General features: G+C 31.7%; 16 protein-coding genes and 1 tRNA gene. 6 read left to right on the top strand and 11 right to left on the bottom strand.

Annotated features, from left to right (window positions below; genetic code table 11):
- The 3 genes from mnmG to LUU93_RS07175 form a co-directional block, all read right to left on the bottom strand.
- Complete coding sequence (mnmG, locus tag LUU93_RS07185) at nt 1–1,872, bottom strand: tRNA uridine-5-carboxymethylaminomethyl(34) synthesis enzyme MnmG (protein ID WP_232679775.1); 1,872 nt, start codon at nt 1,870–1,872, stop codon at nt 1–3.
- 418 nt (nt 1,873–2,290) lie between these two features.
- Complete coding sequence (gene ybeY, locus LUU93_RS07180; RefSeq protein ID WP_232679773.1) at nt 2,291–2,710, bottom strand: rRNA maturation RNase YbeY; 420 nt, start codon at nt 2,708–2,710, stop codon at nt 2,291–2,293.
- Entirely contained in the window at nt 2,707–6,111 is a 3,405-nt protein-coding gene (locus LUU93_RS07175; protein ID WP_232679771.1) for a coiled-coil domain-containing protein, read from the bottom strand. The genes ybeY and LUU93_RS07175 overlap by 4 nt, the downstream gene beginning before the upstream one ends.
- A gap of 166 nt (nt 6,112–6,277) precedes the next feature.
- On the opposite strand from LUU93_RS07175, the gene gltX reads away from it, so the two are divergent.
- Both gltX and LUU93_RS07165 read left to right on the top strand, forming a co-directional pair.
- Nucleotides 6,278–7,783 (top strand): glutamate--tRNA ligase, encoded by a 1,506-nt coding sequence (gltX, locus tag LUU93_RS07170; protein WP_232679769.1) that lies wholly within the window; start codon nt 6,278–6,280, stop codon nt 7,781–7,783.
- Between the two features lie 133 nt (nt 7,784–7,916).
- Entirely contained in the window at nt 7,917–8,900 is a 984-nt protein-coding gene (locus LUU93_RS07165; protein ID WP_232679767.1) for an SPFH domain-containing protein, read from the top strand.
- Nucleotides 8,901–8,921: 21 nt separating this feature from the next.
- Here the strand turns inward: LUU93_RS07165 and LUU93_RS07160 are convergent, their stop codons facing one another.
- The 5 genes from LUU93_RS07160 to LUU93_RS07140 all read right to left on the bottom strand — a co-directional run bounded on the left by LUU93_RS07160 (nt 8,922) and on the right by LUU93_RS07140 (nt 13,443).
- The gene (locus LUU93_RS07160) at nt 8,922–9,176 is read right to left on the bottom strand and encodes a DUF6327 family protein (protein WP_053474337.1); all 255 of its coding nucleotides are present in this window, start codon (nt 9,174–9,176) and stop codon (nt 8,922–8,924) included.
- Between the two features lie 5 nt (nt 9,177–9,181).
- Nucleotides 9,182–9,532, bottom strand: coding sequence for a competence protein (locus LUU93_RS07155; protein ID WP_073484152.1), 351 nt, complete (start codon nt 9,530–9,532; stop codon nt 9,182–9,184).
- A gap of 76 nt (nt 9,533–9,608) precedes the next feature.
- Entirely contained in the window at nt 9,609–9,935 is a 327-nt protein-coding gene (locus LUU93_RS07150) for a YtxH domain-containing protein (protein WP_232679765.1), read from the bottom strand.
- Nucleotides 9,936–10,016: 81 nt separating this feature from the next.
- Nucleotides 10,017–10,496 carry a hypothetical protein gene (locus tag LUU93_RS07145; protein ID WP_232679763.1) on the bottom strand — a complete coding sequence of 160 codons (480 nt, stop codon included), beginning with the start codon at nt 10,494–10,496 and terminating at the stop codon, nt 10,017–10,019.
- Nucleotides 10,497–11,325: 829 nt separating this feature from the next.
- On the bottom strand, nt 11,326–13,443 hold the full coding sequence (locus LUU93_RS07140) for a glutamine--tRNA ligase/YqeY domain fusion protein (RefSeq protein ID WP_232679761.1): 2,118 nt from the start codon (nt 13,441–13,443) through the stop codon (nt 11,326–11,328).
- A 142-nt stretch (nt 13,444–13,585) separates the two neighbouring features.
- Here LUU93_RS07140 and LUU93_RS07135 point away from each other — a divergent pair, with 142 nt between their 5' ends.
- From LUU93_RS07135 to LUU93_RS07120, 4 genes are all read left to right on the top strand, one after another.
- Complete coding sequence (locus LUU93_RS07135) at nt 13,586–13,801, top strand: hypothetical protein (RefSeq protein WP_232679759.1); 216 nt, start codon at nt 13,586–13,588, stop codon at nt 13,799–13,801.
- Nucleotides 13,792–14,103: a hypothetical protein gene (locus LUU93_RS07130; RefSeq protein ID WP_232679757.1), complete on the top strand. Its 312-nt coding sequence runs from the start codon at nt 13,792–13,794 to the stop codon at nt 14,101–14,103. The genes LUU93_RS07135 and LUU93_RS07130 overlap by 10 nt, the downstream gene beginning before the upstream one ends.
- 2 nt (nt 14,104–14,105) lie before the next feature.
- A complete protein-coding gene (gene folB / locus LUU93_RS07125) occupies nt 14,106–14,465 on the top strand; it encodes a dihydroneopterin aldolase (protein ID WP_232679755.1) in 360 nt (119 codons plus the stop codon).
- Between the two features lie 94 nt (nt 14,466–14,559).
- Nucleotides 14,560–14,630: transfer RNA gene (locus LUU93_RS07120), tRNA-Cys, on the top strand.
- Nucleotides 14,631–14,956: 326 nt separating this feature from the next.
- On the opposite strand, the gene LUU93_RS07115 is transcribed toward LUU93_RS07120, so the two are convergent.
- Genes LUU93_RS07115 through rnr form a run of 3 tightly spaced genes read right to left on the bottom strand, consistent with a single transcriptional unit; the run spans nt 14,957 to nt 18,525 of the window.
- Nucleotides 14,957–15,637 carry a LysE family translocator gene (locus LUU93_RS07115; RefSeq protein WP_232679753.1) on the bottom strand — a complete coding sequence of 227 codons (681 nt, stop codon included), beginning with the start codon at nt 15,635–15,637 and terminating at the stop codon, nt 14,957–14,959.
- A gap of 14 nt (nt 15,638–15,651) precedes the next feature.
- Nucleotides 15,652–16,320 (bottom strand): head GIN domain-containing protein, encoded by a 669-nt coding sequence (locus LUU93_RS07110; protein ID WP_232679751.1) that lies wholly within the window; start codon nt 16,318–16,320, stop codon nt 15,652–15,654.
- Nucleotides 16,321–16,344: 24 nt separating this feature from the next.
- Nucleotides 16,345–18,525, bottom strand: a complete 2,181-nt coding sequence (rnr, locus tag LUU93_RS07105; RefSeq protein ID WP_232679748.1) for a ribonuclease R — start codon at nt 18,523–18,525, stop codon at nt 16,345–16,347.
- Nucleotides 18,526–18,633: the final 108 nt, after the last annotated feature.

The raw sequence follows: 18,633 nt of genomic DNA, 5'->3' as shown, positions 1-18,633 counted from the left end.
CTACCTTCCCATATAAATCAAAAGCACAGAAATATCACTTGGTGATACACCGCTGATTCTTGATGCCTGAGAAATTGTAACTGGTCGAATTTTACTTAATTTTTGTTTCGCTTCAATCGACATTGATTTGATTTTATTATAATCGAAATTCTCTGGAATTTTTACTTCTTCTAAACGAGTTAGTTTATCGGCGTTATTTCTTTCCTTTTCGATATAACCAGAATATTTAACCTGGATTTCGGCTTGCTCTAAAATCTCTTTGTCTAAATCATTTTCTTCAACATATGCTTTTACTTTTTCAAATTTCAGCATATCCTCTAAATCAATTTGCGGACGTGAGAATACTTTAAACATTTTATCGCCTTGCGTAATTGGGGCAGTTTCTTTTGCTTCTAAAATTGGATTTGTTTCAGCAACCGAAACACTTGTTTCTTTGAAGAACGCAACCATCTTTTCAGACTCATTTAATTTCTTTTCCATTCTTCGCAAACGAGCTTCAGATGCAAGACCAATTTCATGCGACATTGGTGTCAATCTGAAATCGGCATTATCTTGTCGCAACAATGTTCTATATTCTGCTCTTGATGTAAACATACGATAAGGTTCTTCCGTTCCTTTCGTAATTAAGTCGTCGATCAAAACTCCGATATACGCTTCATCACGTTTTAAAATTAATGGCGCTTTTTCGTGCACTTTTAAATGCGCATTTATTCCAGCCATCAAACCTTGCGAAGCTGCTTCTTCATATCCTGTCGTTCCATTAATTTGTCCGGCAAAATATAATCCTTCAACTAACTTTGTTTCCAAAGTATGTTTCAATTGCGTCGGCGGGAAATAATCATATTCGATTGCATAACCCGGACGGAAGAATTTCACTTTCTCAAAACCGGCAACAGAACTCAATGCTTTAAATTGAATATCCTCCGGAAGTGAAGTTGAAAATCCGTTTACATAAACTTCACAAGTATTCCATCCTTCTGGTTCAACAAAAAGCTGGTGGCGTTCTTTATCTGCAAAACGATTAATCTTATCTTCGATCGATGGGCAATATCTCGGACCTAAACTTTTTATTCTTCCGTTGAACATTGGCGAACGATCAAAACCTTCTCTCAAAATATCATGAACTTCAAGCGAAGTGTATGTCATGTGACAAGATCTTTGATGCGTTAACGGAACCGTTAAATCCGAATAAGAAAACTTATCTGGAACTGCATCTCCTTTTTCTTCGTTCATTTTAGAATAATCCAAAGAACGTCCATCAACTCGTGGCGGCGTTCCTGTTTTCATTCTTCCGGCTTCAAATCCTGCTTTGATCAAATCTTCGGTAATTCCGGTTGCGGCACTTTCGCCTGCTCTACCTCCACCAAATTGTTTTTCTCCAACATGAATTAATCCGTTCAAAAAAGTTCCGTTTGTCAACACAACCGATTTGGAACGAATCTCAACTCCAAGCGAAGTTCTAATTCCTTTTATCTTTCCGTTCTCGATAATCAGACCTTTTACCATTTCTTGATAAAAATCTAAATTTGGAGTTCCCTCCAACATCAATCTCCATTCTTCTGCAAAACGCATTCGATCACTTTGAACTCTCGGCGACCACATTGCTGGCCCTTTTGATTTGTTCAACATCTTAAACTGAATTGCAGTTCGATCTGAAACAATTCCGGAGTAACCTCCAAGCGCGTCGATCTCACGAACAATTTGTCCTTTTGCAATTCCTCCCATTGCAGGATTGCAAGACATCTGGGCTATGTTCTGCAAACTCATTGTAACCAACAAAGTTTTGGATCCTAAATTTGCGGCCGCTGCCGCGGCTTCAGATCCTGCATGTCCAGCACCAACTACAATAACATCGTATTCTTCTAAAAACATTTTGTTTTATTATTCTCTGCAAACCGTTTAAGGCGGTTCTCAGAATTAACTTTATTTTTCTTTTGTTCCACGTGGAACGGTTTTATTTTGTTTCAAGTTTCAAGTTTCAGAACCAAACTTAAAAGTTCCACGTGGAACACTTCATGTTTTATTTCAAAACCCGAAACCTAATAAATAATATTTCACGTGAAACATATAAACCGAACTCAAAATAAATCTAAATCTCATGTTCCACGTGAAACATCTTTTGAGTATTATACTTTATTTAAATCTGTTTTATATGTTCCACGTGAAACACTTTTTTTTAAAAATATTTTAAATTAAAAGTGTTTCACGTGGAACAACTTTTATTATCGTGTAATTGCGTTTTGAACATGAAACGTAAAACCTGAAACAATAAAAACCTGAAACAAATTTTCTACTGTTCCACGTGAAACATCGCAATCTTTTCATCTTCTTTTGAACGCATAAGTTCTGCATCTGCATCACTTTTATCTTTGTATCCACAGTAATGTAATATGCCGTGAACCAATACACGTTTCAATTCTTCTTCGAAAGAAACATTAAAATCTTTAGCATTATCTTCAACTCTTTCTACAGAAACAAAAATATCTCCGCTGATTTCGTTACCAACTGTATAATCAAAACTGATAATATCTGTTAGTGTATCGTGATCTAAATACTCTACGTTTATTTTATGCAGGTATTCATCGTCACAAAAAATATAATTTATTTCTCCCTCATTCTTCTTTTCAGAAACAATAACAGCGCTCAACCAATCTGTAAAAGCTTGTTCATTATCTAAAGAAAATTCGGTTTCGTAATTAAAGTTTATCATTTTGTATTAAAATATTCTTGAACCTTTTGATTAAAATTCGAGCGCAAAGGTAGCGATTGTCTATTTAAAATTTCTACACTATTTAAATAATCAGTTAATGAGCTTGGTAACGCGTTTGAACGATTAGAAAATTCAGCCTTGTTTGTTTCAGATTGACGCTTCGTATCTTGACCTTGTTCCTGAACTGCATTGTTTAATTTTAATAGTTCTTGCTGAATATTTAAAATTCTCTGCAGGTTCTCATTCTTAAATCCTTTATTTAAAATCTGTTTTTCTGAAGCTTTCATTTGTTCGATTGCAGATCTTCCTTGCATGTCTAATCCTTTTTTAGCTAACTCTTTTTGTAAAGCTTCACGAAGTTTAACCTGCTCTTTGTAAATCTCCATTATCTTTTCAGCATCTCCTTCTCCATCTTCACCATCATTTCCTTCGTTACCTTTTCCTCCTTCTTTACCACCTTGTCCATTTTTACCCTGACCATTTTTTCCGTCTTTACCTTGTCCATCTTTTCCTTCTCCGCTTTCTTTACCCTGACCTTGTCCTTGTTTTCCTTCTCCACTTTTTCCTTGCTGACCACTTCCCGGTTTATCTCCCGGCTTCATTCCTTCTTTCATTTTATCTGCCAGACCTTTTTGTTTTTGAATAATATCTGGTAATTGCATTCCTTGTCCATCTCCTTGTTTTGGTTTTCCAATTCCCGGTTTAGACATTTGCATCTGCATATTATTTAAAAGATCACTTAAAAAATCGGCTAATTTGTTTGCAGATGAAACAGCGTATTGTTGATGTGAAACTCCTTTTGGGATTTGAACATCGGTTAAAACTTCAATCGCTTTATCCATATTATATTGTACGTTTCCAATTTCCTTCGTTACATCTTCAGCAATTTTTGGATTTCTTAAAGACATTGCAAACAAACTATCATCGACATGACGGAACTGTTGTTTTAAATTCTGTTGAATTTTTATGTTCTTCGTATACGCAGAAGAACCTAATTTCATCGATTTAAATTGTTTCATTACATCTTCCTGCGATAATGAAAATGCTAAAAGGTTATCCAGAATTTGACGAAGCATCGCAACATCTTCTTCTAATTGATCTTGTTCTCCTCCTTCCATACTTGAACTCATTTGCTCAGCCATTGACTTCATTTTCTTTGAAGCACTTTTTTGTTTTGGCTTAGCCGAAGAAGTGTTCTTTTTATTTAATTCTTCTGATGCTTTATTCAAATCATTCTCTACATCTTTTTCTTTTGAGGCATCTTTAGGAATATCCAATGGAGATTTTAAACTATTGTTTTCCTCTTTTAAATCTTTAAGGTCTTCCTGAATTTTATCAAATGATTTATTGATATCGTCCTGCTTCTCTTTTGTGTTTTCAGCATCTTTATTAGAAAGCTGTTCTTGCTTTTCTGCTAACTTATTTAGTTTCTCTGCAACTTGCTCTGCTTTCTTTTCTACATAAAAACGCTTCGTTAATTCAACTAATTGTTCTAAATTACGAGATTGGTTTTTGCTGATTTGTTTAAACTTTTCCATCTTATCAAACAACTCTTCGCTGTTTAATTTATCGTTTAGGTTTTTCAACTCATCCATCAATTTCTGATTTTTCTCTAAATCTTTCTCGGCATTATCTAAACGCTTTTGTAAATCTTCGGCAGTTTTATCTTTCTTATCTGTATTAAATTTATCTAAATTCTTATTCATTTTTTCAGCAAACTGCTTCATCATTTCGTCTTGTTGTTTCTGACGTTTGATAAAATCATTTACTTTTTGCTGATCTTTAAACTCTAAATTATCTTTTTCTTTTCCTGTATTTTTTAGTTTATCCATTTCAGAAAATTGCTTTTCCTGATTCTTTAATGATTTAGATAAACTATTAATATTGGCATTTTGCTGTTGCAATTCTGCATCCTGAATTTCATCTGTTGTAGCAACTCGATCTGAAAATGTAGAAGATTTTGTACTCTTAAATCCGTGCAATGCATCGTTATCAAAAATCTCAAAATAGTATTCATATGATACTCCTTCTTCAACTGCAAGATTACTTGGAAAGTTAAAAACGAACTGATCAAACACGGCTTGCTTAACAGGAATGGTTCCGCGTTTTGCAGTTTGTGGTTTCCCATGTTCGTAATAAACAACTTGTAATTTTGACAAACCGTAGTCATCGCCAAGCCTTCCTAAAACATAATTCTTATCTAATTTTAAACTATCCGGAGCTGGTGAAACTGTAATTGTTGGATGCTGATCTTTGATAACTGACAGCTGATAGTCTAATTTCTCGTAGTTTTTAACCTTATTATTCGAAGTAAGAATTTGATATTCTGTATTTTGATTAATATTTTTAGCTAATTTAAACTCGTTTTCTGCCTTATTAAACTTCAAAATTGAGTTTTCATCTTTCCAAACTACCTCTTGAGTTGACTGCGTTTTCATTTTCCAGGTTACAATTGTTCCTTCTGGTACGATTGCATTTCCGGTTCCCTGAATCGTTTCTGATTTCTTTTTTAGGTAAGATGGAAAATTCAAAACCATTTCGAAGTTGGCAATCGATGGAACTGTAATAACTTTTAATTCATATTCATTTGATGAAACTGAATTTCCTTCAAATGAAAACTGCATATCTGTTGTTGGTTTTTCAATCTTGAATTCGAACTTTCCAGTTTGAGAAGATTCCATAAAATAGCTTTCGTTACCAATATGGATCATTACATTTTCTGGAACTACGTTTCCTTCTGTTTCAACTTTTACAATAAAATCTTTGTTTTGTTCTGTTTGAAGTTTGTTATTTAGAATCACAAATTTGAAAGGAGCCGGTGGCAAAAAAGAAGCATTAAAATGTACTACTCTATTAAAACTTTGGGAAATTATATTGCTGTTTCCAGAAACAAAAAAAACTGCAAATAGCAAAACCGGAATTAAAGCTAACGGTAAATACGTTTTATTTGATTTATAATTGATGGCATTTCCAAACGGAATTGGCTGCAATGAATTTGCTTTTTGTTCGATCGAAGCCAACATCAATTCTGAACTTTCTGCAGAATTTTCATTTGAAGAAAGCTGTAAAAAGTTCGTTAGTTTATCACTTACTTCTGTAAAATGATTTCCAATAATTGCCGAAGCCTGATTATAATCGATTCCTTTTTGAAGTTTGAACAACTTAAAAATTGGAAATAAGATAAAACGAAACAACAGAAAAACTTCTACTGCAATAAATATCCAGAATAAAAGTGTTCTTCCTAATGGTTTCAGCCAAAGAAAATACTCTATAAAAAGTGTAAACAGGAAATACAAAAGTCCAAAACCAATAAAAAGAAGTGCTCCTTTTATCAATTCATTCATGTAATATTTCTTTATAAATCCTTCTAACTTCTGATATATTGCAGATGATGTTTTCAAAATAAAATCTCTTTTAATTATAACCCATAAAAGTAGTAATTATAATGATAAGTCTAAAAGTCAAAAGTCGAAAGTCCGAAAAGTTTAGCACGCAGCTATAAACCTTTCGGACTTTCGACTTTTGGCTTTTGACTAATATTGTATCTTTGCATCAAAATTTATACAAATGTCAAAGCAAGTTCGAGTGCGTTTTGCACCAAGTCCGACTGGACCATTACATATTGGCGGAGTTCGTACGGCCCTATTTAATTATTTATTTGCAAAAAAACATAACGGTGTTTTTTATCTGAGAATTGAAGATACAGATCAGACTCGTTTTGTTCCGGGTGCCGAAGCTTATATTATGGAAGCGCTGGAATGGTTAGGAATTTCTCCTGAAGAAACCGTTGGAAAAAATGAAAAATTTGGTCCGTACAGACAAAGTGATCGTAAAGAAATATACCAAAAATATGCAGATCAACTGATCAATTCAGGCTGGGCATATTATGCTTTTGATACTCCGGAAGCTCTTGATGCACATAGAAAACAACACGAAGCTGAAGGAAAAACTTTTATATACAATCATCACAACCGTGAAAAGTTAGATACTTCGTTAGTAATTTCTGCAGAAGAAGTTTCTAAAAGAATTGCAAATGGAGAACATTATGTGATTCGTTTTAAAACTCCGGTTGATGAAACATTACATTTAAAAGATATTATTCGTGGAGATGTTAAGTTTGAAACTAATCTTCTTGACGATAAAGTTTTATTTAAAAGTGACGGAATGCCAACCTACCATTTAGCGAATATTGTTGATGATCATTTAATGGAAACTTCACATGTTATTCGTGGTGAAGAATGGTTACCATCTATGCCACTTCATGTTTTATTATACAGAGCTTTTGGTTGGGATGCACCGGAATTTGCACATTTACCTTTGATTTTAAAACCTGTTGGTAACGGAAAATTATCTAAAAGAGATGGTGATAAATTAGGATTTCCTGTGTTTCCATTAGAATGGAAAACGGAAGAAGGCATTTCATCTGGATACAGAGAGAAAGGATTTTTCCCGGAAGCAGTTGTAAATTTCCTTGCTTTGTTAGGCTGGAATGACGGAACTGATAAAGAATTATTTTCTCTTGAAGAATTAGTTGAAACTTTTGACTTAAACCGAGTTCATAAAGCGGGAGCAAAATTTGATCCTGAAAAGAACAAATGGTTTAATCATCAATATTTAATTAAACAAAATGATGCTGATTTAGCGAAAAGCTTCTCTCCTATTTTAGAAGAAAAAGGCTTCTCGACTCCACTCGAAGTGACAACTCGTATTGTTTCTTTGATTAAAGAAAGAGCTCATTTCGTTTCTGAATTTTGGGATTTAACTGATTTCTTTTTCCAGGCTCCAACATCTTATGATGAAAAAGCAAGCAAAAACTGGAAGGAAGAAACTCCGGCTTTAATGCAGGAATTGATTTCGACTCTAGAATATATTGATGGTTTTGATTCTGCAAATATCGAAGCAATCGTGAAAGATTGGTTGACGAAAAACGAAATTGGAATGGGTAAAGTTATGCAGCCTTTTCGTTTGAGTTTGGTTGGAGCTTTAAAAGGACCTCACCTATTTGACATTGTAGAAATCATTGGAAAAGAAGAAACTATTTCGAGAATTCAGAAAGCGATAGCTACTTTATAATCAAAATAAAATTCAAAATAGAAACGCTAAGAAATATCTAATAAATGTTCTTAGCGTTTTTTTAATGTTTAAAAATTTTATTTTAGAAGAATTTTCGTAATTTACCAAGATCAAAAATATAAACTATATCACCATGAGTACAGCATTTATTATCTTATTAGTACTAGCATTCTTTATTTTCATGTCTTCTTTCTTTACAGTAAAACAACAAAGTTCTGTGATTATAGAAAGATTTGGAAAATTTCATAGTGTTAGAAATTCAGGATTACAGTTAAAAATTCCATTAGTGGACAGATTGGCCGGACGTGTAAATCTTAAAATTCAACAGCTTGATGTTATCATTGAAACTAAAACTAGAGACAACGTTTTCATTAAAATGAAAGTTTCTGTTCAGTTTAAAGTTATTCAGGATAAAGTATATGATGCTTTTTATAAACTAGAATATCCGCACGATCAGATTACTGCTTATGTATTTGACGTAGTTCGTGCCGAAGTTCCTAAACTAAAATTGGATGATGTTTTTGAAAGAAAAGACGATATCGCAATTGCAGTAAAAAGAGAATTGAACGAAGCGATGACTACTTATGGTTACGATATCATTAATACTTTGGTAACGGATATTGACCCGGACATTCAGGTTAAAAATGCCATGAACAGAATCAATGCTGCTGACAGAGAAAAAACAGCTGCAGAATTTGAAGCTGAAAGTTCAAGAATCAGAATCGTTGCAAAAGCAAAAGCTGAGGCTGAAAGTAAACGTTTACAAGGTCAAGGTATTGCAGATCAACGTCGTGAAATTGCAAGAGGTCTTGTAGAAAGTGTTGAAGTTTTAAACAATGTTGGGATTAATTCTCAAGAGGCTTCTGCCCTAATTGTCGTTACGCAGCATTATGATACTTTGCAGGCAATTGGAGCTGATACAAATTCTAATTTAATTTTGCTGCCAAATTCTCCACAAGCCGGAAGTGATATGTTGAATAACATGGTTGCTTCATTTTCAGCATCAAACCAAGTTGGTGAAATGATGAAAAAATATAATAAAAAAGTAGAGAAACCAAAACCAATTCAGCCACAATCTGGATATGAAGATGACGTTCAACCAGAAGTTCAATCATAATTCTAAAATAAAAAAAGAGGCTTAACTGCCTCTTTTTTTATTTATAAACCAGCCAATTACATAAGGTAAAATGGATTGCAAAATTTGCGGATACGAATTTTTAAAGTAATCTGTATAAGATGAAACGAATCCGTTTACAATATTTTGTGGTGTTATGCTTTCTTTAGTTCTCTGAAAACTCAAAACTAATTTCTGATAATTGATATCTTTTTCCAGTTTTAGAATTTCTAAATCTCTGTCGATTTCAGCATAAGAAGAGTATTTTTTCTTTTCCATAATTCTTAATCGTTAAAAAATATTTCTGAAAACTTCTCCAAAATTGGACCTTCAACAATCTTATCTTTTATCAGAAAAAGTAAAATGGTGAACAAAAGATAGATCCCTCCTACTGCCAAAAATCCCAAAGCATTGCTTCCTAATAAATCTCCAAAAGCATAAGCTGCTGCAAAAGATCCAAAAAGTAAAACCATACTAAAACACAATAATATCAAAGTAAATTTGAAAATTAAAGTTGTTGATTTCATTGCTACTTTAAAACCCCAAAGTTTATAGTAAGCTAAATGACTGTCAATGTAAACTTTAGTTTGCTCCTGGATTTTTTCGGTATTTTCTTTTAACTCTTCAAAAGCCATAATTAGTTTTTTAAAATAAAAAAAGCACAAAACTCACTTATAAAAATAAGCAAGTAATGTGCTTCCTGTTCAAATATTATTTTTGAAGTTTAGCGTTTTGTGCTTTTAAATCAGCCAATTTAGATTCTAAAAAAGTGATTACTTCTTCTGTTTTATGGCTTACATTTGAAAGTAAATCATTTAAAGTTCCATCAAGATTTTGTGTTGCACCCGTGAATTTTTCACGCAGCACTTCAGAACTTGCCTGAAAAGAATCCTGCAGATTATGTTTTGCATCATCAATTCCTTCTTTAATTTTAGCACGGGTTTTTGATCCTTTATCTGGAGCAAATAAAATTCCTAACGCTGCTCCTACAGCAGCACCAGCTAAAATTGCTGCAATTGTATTTGAATTATTTGACATGATATTTCTATTTTAAGTGATTAATAAAGATACTTATTTTTTAAAATGATAAATTGTAAAATGTAAAATTTAACAATATAATTAATACACATAAGCAACGGCTTCATATTTTCCATCAGCATTTTCAATAATACTCACAAAAGGATAACCATTTGAAGCTGACTTCGTTTTGATTCTCATAGCAGTCTGCTTTTGATTTGCAATTGGCGGTTCACCTTTTGTCCTTGTCGAGACTCCGGTAAAACTTGCTGCCTGCTTCAGCCCTATTGTCTTTTCCCGAGGCAGAACAGTTACCATTTTGTAATCGTCTTTTGAATCAACTATTATTTTATCAGAAATTTTTTGAGTTTGTTTTGTCTGCTTATTTGTAATTGATGAAACAGCATATTTGCTAATTTTAATTTCTTCAGAACTCCCATTCAATGAATAATAAATTAAACCGTTTTCGTTTTTAATAAAATTAACATCAAGTTGTTCTCCATTATGTTTTGTCATTTGATGTGTTTGTGAAATTGCAATGTTTGCAAATAACATTGCCAGCGTAAAATAAAAAATTTTCATAATAATTGAATCTAATATTTATAATTAAAATTTGTCCTATTGAAATACAAAAACAATAATTACCTAAAACTAATGCTATGAAATTTTATAATTATAAAGTAATTTGAAAAATACCTTTTACGCGAAATATTATCAAAACTAAATCATAATAAAAATTAGAACATAAAATTTGTTGTTTCTAAAATTCAAATTAGAAATGATCTTAAAATAAAAAAGCATCATTTTTAGTTTTAAGAAATTCAGTTTAGAATCTGCTCGGAAATATCAATTTTTATAAAATCATTTCTGACTTTTGGTATTGAGATAAAAATAGCAACTTTATAAACAATTGTATGTTAATAACCCGTTAAACTGACAAAAACAACGGTAAAACTTTAAATTAAAGCCATAAATAAACAATAATTCAAAAAACGAGTTATATGTCGCCTTAAATTAAATATTACCTTAAAATCAATTTATGAAGGTCGAAATTAATCTATAAAAACTATTGTTTTTAATATTTAAATAGATTTTATAAATAATAATTAAAATTAATAATATTAAAAATTTAATAAACTATATTAATAAATAAAAATTGGTTCATTTTCCATTTTTATGAAGTGAAAAAACAAAAATTGACAAAAAAAGACGAAACTTAAAATAAAGAGTTTTAAAAAGAAATTTCAAAAAAAAGGATTCAAGAGATGGATAAAATTAAAAATTGCCTTAAAATTAATTTATGAAAGTCACTTTTAATTTAAAATTTTTATAAAAATATTAATTTTAATAGAAAATATAAATAATAAAAAAAGCGCTTATAAAAAGCGCTTTCAATAGATTCTAATTATTTTTACTTTTTTACCATTTCAGATAAAATTTCAAATTCTCTCTCCGATGCATTTTTTGGAGGATTTGAATATAATTTCAAAATTTCGTCTGAAAACTGATTTCTCAAATCTTCACTTACAATATCTCTTAAATTCAAAAGTGCTTTTGATCTAACATAAGTCGATTCACTTTTTAGAGACATTGAATATAATTTCTTAATATCTTCTTCTTCAAAATCTGTAGATTTCCAGTTTGAATATTTCAAAATAAACTGAGAAAACAACAGCGAAGCCTTATTATTGTTGATATTCTTCTTTAAAGAATTTTGTAAAAGTGAAAAACTAGAAACATTTTTGATGTTCTCTCCTATTGCACTTTCAATTGCAATACGTTCCGGTTTAGTTTCAACTTTAAAATATTTGTTGATTTCTTTTAAAGAATTATTGATGCTGTTTTCTTCTTTTTTACCTTTTTCTTCCCAGGCATCTTTTAGTCCAACAGTTTTGTTAAATACTAATTTTGAAGGAGTTGAGTCTTTATCAACAGTAAAATAACCTAAACGTTGAAACTGAAATTTGTCTTCATTTTGAACATTTGCTAAACTTGGTTCAACATATCCGGTTACAATTTCTAACGAGTTTGGGTTCACGAAATCTAAGAAATTTTTCTCTTTATAACTGTCCGGCGCTTCATCTGTAAACAAACGATCGTACAAACGAACTTCTGCTTTTAATGCATGTTTTATTGAAACCCAATGCAATGTTCCAGATACTTTTCTTTGGCTTGCTTCTGTCCCGCTTCCGCTTAAAGAATCAGTATCATATGTTACATGAATTTCTGTAATATTTCCTTCAGAATCTTTTATAACAGATTCACCTTTAATGATATATGCATTTTTAAGGCGAACTTCTTTTCCTAAAGTTAATCGGAAAAATTTAGCTGGAGCTTCTTCTAAAAAGTCTTCTCTTTCGATGTATAATTCACGAGAAAAAGGTACTTTTCTGAATCCTGCATTTTCATCTTCCTGATTATTTTCGGCTTCAAGCCATTCTTCTTTTCCCTCAGGATAATTGGTAATTACTAGTTTTACAGGATCTAAAACAGCCATTACACGAGGTGCAATCTTGTTTAAATCTTCACGAATACAAAACTCTAAAACCGATACATTAATCAAATTATCACGTTTTGCAATACCAATTGTATTGGCAAAATTACGCAAAGAAGCAGCTGTGTAACCACGTCTTCTTAATCCAGAAATGGTTGACATTCTTGGATCATCCCAACCGTTAACATGCTTTTCCTTAACTAGTTGCTGTAATTTTCTTTTACTAACAACAGTATGTGATAAGTTACGTCTTGCAAATTCTCTTTGCTTTGGACGCAGTTTATTTTCATCTAAAATTTGATCTAAAAACCAATCATATAATTCACGGTGAGGCAAGAATTCAAGTGTACAAAATGAGTGTGAAATGGCTTCTAAATAATCACTTTGACCATGTGCCCAATCGTACATTGGATATATTTTCCAGGTATCTCCGGTTCTATGGTGATGTTTGTGTAAAATTCTGTACATAATAGGATCACGCATTAACATGTTTGTTGATTTCATGTCAATTTTTGCACGAAGAATATGTGTACCAGCCTCAAATTCACCATTTTTCATTCTTTCGAATAAATCTAAATTTTCTTCAACAGAACGATTTCTGTATGGACTATCCGTTCCAGTTGTAGACGGTGTTCCTTTTTGAATCGCCATATCTTCTGAAGACTGGCTGTCAACATATGCTTTATCTTTTTTAATTAATAAAACGGCCCAATCGTATAATTGTTGAAAATAATCGGATGCATAACGTTCTTCCGCCCAAGTATAACCCAGCCATTCTACATCTTTTTTAATAGCGTCAACAAATTCCTGCTCTTCTTTTTCTGGGTTTGTATCATCAAAACGCAAGTTTACAGGTGACTGATAATCAATACCTAATCCAAAATTTAATGCAATAGAACTTGCATGTCCAATGTGTAAATAACCATTTGGTTCTGGTGGAAAACGAAAATGAAGTTTAGTTTGTGAAAGACCTGATTTTAAATCTTCCTCTATGATTTGTTCAATAAAATTGAGTGATTTCTCTTCTGATGCCATTATTTTATAGTAATTTTAGCAAAGATAAAAAAAAGGTTTCAGGTTTCAGGTTTAAAGTTATTTAAGTGGCACAAAACATGAAACGTTAAACCTGAAACTATAAATTAATTTAATTAGTATTTTTGTATAAATATTGAGAATTATGAGACAATTAACTGTTACAATTCCAGATGATTTTTACGAAACTTTTATTAGTTTTTTTAAACACATTCCAGATGTTTCTATAGATGAAAATGTTGAGAATGAAATTCCTCTATGGCAGCAAGAAATGGTTTTAGATCGTATAAAAAATGCTAAGCCTGAAGATTATATTCCTCTGGATGATGCTTTAAAAGAATTAGATAAAAAATGGCTGTAGAAGAAAATTATAAAACCATAATTCTTCCTAGAGCAAAAATAGAAGTAGACGAAGCTGCTTTTTATTATGAATCTACAAAAAAAGGTTTAGGCAAATTATTTTATAAAGAGTTTAAAAACTATGCTCTAACATTAAAAACATTTCCTCTTTTTGAAGAAAAATACAACATTGTTCGTACTTTACCTTTAAAGAAATTCCCCTACACCATTCATTTTACAGTTGATGAAATTAACAAAATAGTTGCTGTTCATGCTGTAATTTCAAATTACCAAAATCCAAACACTACAAGAATAAAACTATAAAAATGGGAGTTATTAAACTAAAAAATATCCGTACTTTTTCTTACCACGGATGTTTAATTGAAGAAGGAAAAATTGGATCTGATTATACAGTCGATCTAAAAGTGAAAACTAATCTTCAAAAATCAGCAGATACAGATCATCTTTTAGATACTGTTGACTATGTACATTTGAACAAAATTGTGACTGAAGAAATGGCAATTCGTTCGCATTTATTAGAACATGTGGCTAAAAGAATCAATAATCGTGTACTTGCAGAGATAGAAACTGTAGAAAAAACAACAGTTTGGGTTTCTAAAATAAATCCTCCTATTGGTGGTGATGTTGAATCAGTTACTATAAAAATGATGGAAATTAGAAAGTAATTATTTTTATTAAAATCGTATTTTTTCAAAATAGTTCATATGAAACTTTTGAATTTTAAAGATTTTAGTTACTTTTGCCATCCGTTCAAGCAATGGCGTCGTGGCCGAGCGGCTAGGCTGGGCTCTGCAAAAGCTCCTACTCCGGTTCGAATCCGGACGATGCCTCTAAAACCTTCAAGGAAACTTGGAGGTTTTTTTTATGTTTAATTTTTAGAAAAAATTAGATAAATATATTGGTTCGAATCCAGACGATGACTTAAAACTTTCCACAATCTTGTCATTTCGACCGTAGGGAGAAATCGCACAAGTAATTCCGTAACTATGATCGCCAATCTTTGTCGATATGCTAGTGCGATTTCTCCCTACGGTCGAAATGACAAACTTTGCGTGAATAACTTTTTGAAATTGTTTCGTTCCTCGCAATGACTTATAAACACAAAAAAACCTCTGAAATTCAGAGGCTTAATTTTATATTTTTGACTTATTAACAACTACTTATTTTCAATCTTCTCGAAAGCGTTTTTAACCATTTCTTTTTCTTTTGGAAACCAGCCTTGAGTTATTAAAACAACTCCAAAAACCATTAAAACAATACTAATACCTTTTTTAATTTTTAAGATATTCGTTGGGGTCATTCTACTTTTTAACTGCTTGGCTAATAGAATTTTAATACAGTCAACTAACAAATAAATAATAATTACTGAAGTAAAAAAAGTAATCATTCTTGTGTTTTGCATTTCTAATTTTGGTCCAACTGAAATAATAACGGCTAACCAGAAACCCAAAACTCCAATGTTAATAACGTTGAGTAAAAAACCTTTTACAAACAAACTTGCATAGTTTCTTTTTATAATATCACGGTCAATTTCTTCATCATTAATTTTTTCTTCTTTTTTTAATTTTAAAAAAGAAATTATACCATAAGCCAGCATAATTATTCCCCCAAAAATAAACAGGGCAGGTTTATCTTTTAAACTCTGAATTAATCTGTAACTTCCTAAATAAGCAATTGCTATAAAAAAAATATCACCTAGAACTACACCAAGATCAAAGACAATTGCTGCTCTGAATCCTTTTGTAATACTGGTTTCTAATAGTATAAAAAATACCGGACCTACCATAAAGCTTAGAAAAAGTCCCCATGGCAGTCCAGCCAGAATATCATTTATCATCAAAATACGACTTGTTATTTTACTTCTTCGATTTTACCTCCAAAAACTGTTTTTTGATTTATTTGCTTTGGTTTACCATAAATGTAAATAGAGCCTCCTGCACTTACTTTTGCATCTACGAGAGTTGAAGCATTAACATCGGCTTTTCCGCCTGCAGAAACGCTTACTTTAGTCTGAGACGTGGCTAATTTACTTCCAAGGAAATACCCGCCGGCTCCTAAACTGGCATCAAGGTTATCTGCTTTACCAGTCGCAGTAATTTCTCCACCTGAAACCGAACTTACTTTTAGTTTATCAACATTCAAATCTACGTTAATTTTACCACCTTCCTGTGCACTTACTTTAAATGAAGTTGCTTTTATAGCTTCCTTACTTATAATTTCTGCTCCTTCATTAACATCAATCAATTCAATATGCTTATAATACAAAGTAACTTCAAGATCATTTCCTGATAGAAGTTTAGGAAAAGGCATTCTTAATTTTAATACACCATTTTTATTAACAGCTTCCAGCTCTGCTTCTCTTGCTCCTTTTATAACAACTTTATTTTCAGATGACGGAACTAATTTTACACTTAATTTGTCGTAAACTTTTACGGTATCAAAATCACCTAACGTTTTAGTAACCTGACTAAAAGACATTTGTACAAATAAAATTGCTGCTCCAATAATTAGCTTTTTCATACTTTTATTTTTAAAAATTAATACTTATTCTGCTCGTCGCAAAAAATGAAAATCTAGTTGTTTTTTAACTAAATCGGCATTTTTTACTTTCACATAAATTTCGTCCCCAAGTTGCAAAATGCTGTTTGAAGTAGCTCCAACCAATGCATATTGTTTTTCATCAAAAGTATAATAATCATCTTTTATTTCTCTGATTCTTACCATTCCTTCGCATTTATTAGAAACGATTTCAACATAAATTCCCCATTCTGTAACACCAGAAATAACACCAAGAAATTCTTCATCCTGATGATCCTGCATATATTTAACCTGCATGTATTTAATACTATCTCTTTCAGCATTAGTTGCTAAATTTTCCATATTAGAACAATGCAGACTTTTTGTTTCATATGTTTCTTCGTCTACAGAAGCTCCGCCATCCAGATAATACTGTAACAAACGGTGTACCATAACGTCTGGATAACGACGAATTGGCGATGTAAAATGGCTGTAATAATCAAAAGCTAAACCATAATGACCAATATTATCTGTCGAATATTTAGCTTTACTCATACTTCTAATAGCAAGAGTATCAATTAAGTTTTGCTCTTTTTTACCATTTACTTCTTCCATTAAAGAATTCAATGATTTTGCAATATCGCCTTTATTTCTAAAATCAATTTTATAACCAAATTTAGCAATTACGGTTTGCATCGCAATCAATTTGTCTTCGTTTGGTTCGTCGTGAATACGGTAAACAAAGGTTTTCTTTTGTTTGCCAATATATTCAGCCACTTTTCTATTGGCCAAAAGCATAAATTCTTCAATCAAATGATTGGCATCTTTTGAAATTTTAAAATATACACCTTCCGGTTCTCCTTCTTCATTCAAGTTAAATTTTACTTCAACTTTATCAAAAGAAATAGCGCCTTGCTGCATTCTTTTCTTTCTTAAAATCTTCGCTAATTCATCTAATTTTAAAGTTGCCTCTACGATTTCATCTGAAACAACATAAGATTCTCCGGTAATTGAAATATCAGCCGGAATTGTATTGTCTTTTGTTTCAATGATATATTGTGCTTCTTCATAAGCAAAACGCTGATCTGAATAAATTACTGTTCTTCCAAACCATTGGTTAATAACCTGAGAAGCTGGAGAAACTTCAAATACTGCAGAGAATGTATATTTTTCTTCATTTGGTCGAAGCGAACACGCAAAATTAGACAATACTTCAGGAAGCATTGGCACTACTCTATCTACTAAATAAACCGAAGTTGCACGTTGATAAGCTTCATCATCCAGGATTGTTCCTTCTTCGAGATAATACGAAACATCGGCAATGTGGATTCCGATTTCAAAATTTCCATTCTCTAACTTTTTAAAAGACAACGCATCATCAAAATCTTTTGCATCTTTTGGATCTATCGTAAACGTAAGCGTATCACGCATATCACGACGTTTTGCAATTTCAGATTCCTGAATAGATGTATCCAGTTTTTGTGCAAAAACTTCTACTTCAACCGGAAAATCTGCAGGGAGTCCGTATTCTGCTAAAATCGCATGAATCTCAGTATTATGTTCTCCAGGTTTTCCTAGAACACGAATTACAGTCCCAAAAGGACTATCAGCTCTTTTTGGCCATTCATCAATTTTAACTAAAACTACATCTCCATTTTCTGCCCCTCCAATTTTATCTTTCGCAATAAAAATATCGGTATACATTTTAGGATTTGCAGTCGAAACAAAAGCAAAATTTGCCTGAATATCAATTACTCCAACAAATTCAGTTTTATCTCTTTCTATAACTTCAATAACTTCACCTTCAGGTCTTTTACCTTTTCTGCGGTTATAAACGTAAACTTTTACTTTATCTTTATCTAAGGCACGATTCAAATTATTAGTTGGAATAAAAACATCTTCTTCGAACTCATCACAAATAAAATATGCCGTTTTTCTGCTCGTCATATCTATCGTTCCTTCGTAATAATCCTGACTAATTGCTTTGACTAAATATTTTCCAGGTTCTGTTTCTATAATTTTCTTTTGAGCTGCCAGAATTTTTAAATCTTTTATAATCTGGTTTCTGCTATTTGTATCGTCAAGTTCTAACTTCGCTCCTATTTGTTTATAATTAAATGGCTTATTGGCATTTTGCGATAAAATCTTAAGGATCTTCCCAGAGAAATCTTTCTCTTTTTTTATCGGCTTTCTAATTTTCTTACTCATATATCTTTTCTTATAAGGTTTAAAATTACAAATAAGAAATCAGATAATTCTTTTTAATAATTAGAATTATTAAAAATATAACTTTTCGTACATTTACAAAAACACCTC

It is taken from the genome of Flavobacterium soyae (assembly GCF_021245985.1).
GTDB lineage: Bacteria > Bacteroidota > Bacteroidia > Flavobacteriales > Flavobacteriaceae > Flavobacterium > Flavobacterium soyae.
The sequence above is the reverse complement of the archived record's forward strand: the minus strand, read 5'-3'. Positions and strand labels throughout refer to the sequence as shown.

What these genes read in the sequence shown, in the direction of transcription:
- LUU93_RS07165 (WP_232679767.1), top strand. Translation starts at nt 7,917, where the DNA reads ATGAGTACAGCATTTATTATCTTATTAGTACTAGCATTCTTTATTTTC.
- rnr (WP_232679748.1), bottom strand. Translation starts at nt 18,525, where the DNA reads ATGAGTAAGAAAATTAGAAAGCCGATAAAAAAAGAGAAAGATTTCTCT.
- LUU93_RS07110 (WP_232679751.1), bottom strand. Translation starts at nt 16,320, where the DNA reads ATGAAAAAGCTAATTATTGGAGCAGCAATTTTATTTGTACAAATGTCT.
- LUU93_RS07145 (WP_232679763.1), bottom strand. Translation starts at nt 10,496, where the DNA reads ATGAAAATTTTTTATTTTACGCTGGCAATGTTATTTGCAAACATTGCA.
- LUU93_RS07135 (WP_232679759.1), top strand. Translation starts at nt 13,586, where the DNA reads ATGAGACAATTAACTGTTACAATTCCAGATGATTTTTACGAAACTTTT.
- LUU93_RS07150 (WP_232679765.1), bottom strand. Translation starts at nt 9,935, where the DNA reads ATGTCAAATAATTCAAATACAATTGCAGCAATTTTAGCTGGTGCTGCT.
- mnmG (WP_232679775.1), bottom strand. Translation starts at nt 1,872, where the DNA reads ATGTTTTTAGAAGAATACGATGTTATTGTAGTTGGTGCTGGACATGCA.
- LUU93_RS07115 (WP_232679753.1), bottom strand. Translation starts at nt 15,637, where the DNA reads ATGATAAATGATATTCTGGCTGGACTGCCATGGGGACTTTTTCTAAGC.
- LUU93_RS07155 (WP_073484152.1), bottom strand. Translation starts at nt 9,532, where the DNA reads ATGGCTTTTGAAGAGTTAAAAGAAAATACCGAAAAAATCCAGGAGCAA.
- LUU93_RS07140 (WP_232679761.1), bottom strand. Translation starts at nt 13,443, where the DNA reads ATGGCATCAGAAGAGAAATCACTCAATTTTATTGAACAAATCATAGAG.
- ybeY (WP_232679773.1), bottom strand. Translation starts at nt 2,710, where the DNA reads ATGATAAACTTTAATTACGAAACCGAATTTTCTTTAGATAATGAACAA.
- LUU93_RS07130 (WP_232679757.1), top strand. Translation starts at nt 13,792, where the DNA reads ATGGCTGTAGAAGAAAATTATAAAACCATAATTCTTCCTAGAGCAAAA.
- LUU93_RS07160 (WP_053474337.1), bottom strand. Translation starts at nt 9,176, where the DNA reads ATGGAAAAGAAAAAATACTCTTCTTATGCTGAAATCGACAGAGATTTA.
- gltX (WP_232679769.1), top strand. Translation starts at nt 6,278, where the DNA reads ATGTCAAAGCAAGTTCGAGTGCGTTTTGCACCAAGTCCGACTGGACCA.
- folB (WP_232679755.1), top strand. Translation starts at nt 14,106, where the DNA reads ATGGGAGTTATTAAACTAAAAAATATCCGTACTTTTTCTTACCACGGA.